General features: G+C 38.0%; 1 protein-coding gene. It reads left to right on the top strand.

Annotated elements, in window-relative coordinates; all coding sequences use genetic code 11:
- Window positions 1–758: 758 nt before the first annotated feature.
- Entirely contained in the window at window positions 759–1,535 is a 777-nt protein-coding gene (locus tag IDZ20_RS07860; protein ID WP_188150884.1) for a hypothetical protein, read from the top strand.
- Window positions 1,536–1,783 lie beyond the last annotated feature (248 nt).

The raw sequence follows: 1,783 nt of genomic DNA, 5'->3' as shown, positions 1-1,783 counted from the left end.
CGGAAAAATATTTACCCGCTTAGGCGGGACAGGTCCGCCTGTAAGTTGCCGAAAGGCAATCAACAGGTGGAAACAGACGATTTTAACAGCCGTTTAGCTACGAATTTAAGACTCTAAAGAAAGCGGGCATGAATATCATCAAAAATGTTCGTTTTTCAGAGTTTCCCTAAATTAACGAGATAAGCGTAGAAGATAACGGTCCATCCAACGAACTGACAAGACAATATTCAGTAGCGCCATTATATGGAGGCAACCAAAATTGTTTTCGAGGCCACGACTTAACCGTAAAATTGAAGAACTTTTAAATAAAACAAAATATGACTATATTTTTGTACGTTATTATTTAACTGCCTATTGGCTGGGGCCTATCGGCTTGAACAATATCATTATTGACTGTGATGATTGCCTAATTGAAACCAATAAACAGATTTAGACATTGCTGGCCAAACAACAATTTAAACGATTATTTCTTTCCACAACAAACAGGTTAACGGAGCACCGTTATTTAAATGACTTAAAAAAATGCAAGGCAGTTCTATTTGCAAAAAAATAGCAACATTTGGGGTGAAAACGACGGATTTGCTCGGCGGAGCCTTAATGAAGGCCTACAACTTGCAGACGGCCCCCCTGCGGGGGACAACAAGCGAAGCACGTTAGCGTGTAAATGCCGAATTTAAGTGTCCGGTTTTTGTTGACCAGAACAAGTTTAGAGCATAATGTGCCATGCACATAAATTTATTTTTAGTAGAGAAGACTTAATGCGCACAGAGAAATATTTAATCAGTTTCATCATTATCTTTTTCATATACTTACAATCATTTGCAGATGAAACATTTGCAGATGAAACTTCAATCATGTTGAATACAATAGTATTTAATGAAGATATAACATTCGAAAGTTATTTAAAACTAAAAAAAGTGATTGATGAAAATCCGAATGCCGAGGAAATTGTTTTAGCCAGCGCGGGGGGTGATTTGGTTGCCGGAATGGCGATGGGGAAATTAATTAAATCGAAGGGTCTCAATGCAAGGGTTGTAGGTATATGCGCCTCATCTTGCGCAAACTATCTTTTTATCGCTGGCAAGAAAAAGATTATTCAACGAAATGCGGCACTACTTTTCCACGGTGGATTCCAGCAAGAGGGAGCTTTGGCTGCTTCGATTGCCCCGAAAACTGGAATAGAAAACAACAATCACGGAGCGACGTTCTTCTACGATAAAAGCATGAAATACCCTGATTACATCTTGAATATCTTTGATATGAAAGAATTCGATACACCAAAGGACTCACTGGCACAACTTATTGAAATTGAAAAAAAGTATTTTGCGGAGATGATGGTTAGCGATGAATTACCAACCTATGGACAAAAAGGAATTTACAAGGATCTTTGGGATTCAAAGAAATATTATGGATTTTATTATGACCTCGAATCACTTAAGAGATTTGGCATTAAAAATATCGAAATTGAGGGTGGTCATTGGCACCCGGAGGAAAGTTCATTTCCTATTCATACCTATAAGGTGGAATATCCATAACGATGTCGTGTAGGAAAAACGGATTCTAAACTGGATATAAGTGGTAAGTTTTATATCTCAGCTACCCCAACGAAATAGCCTGAATTTGAGTATGGCTAATGACAAACAGAATGAAGTTTATCTCTATCAGGCGAGACGCCCACAATTATGTTAAATATTGAAAAAGCCCGAGAAGCTGCTGTATTGAACTTCCGCCATTTTCTCGAAAGCCATAAATTGGGTCAAAAGTTATTCGATACGATTCAGAA

It is taken from the genome of Teredinibacter waterburyi, from assembly GCF_001922985.1.
In the GTDB taxonomy this organism is placed as follows: Bacteria; Pseudomonadota; Gammaproteobacteria; order Pseudomonadales; family Cellvibrionaceae; genus Teredinibacter; species Teredinibacter waterburyi.
Note: the sequence above shows the minus strand (reverse complement) of the source record. Positions and strands in the feature narration are given on the sequence as shown.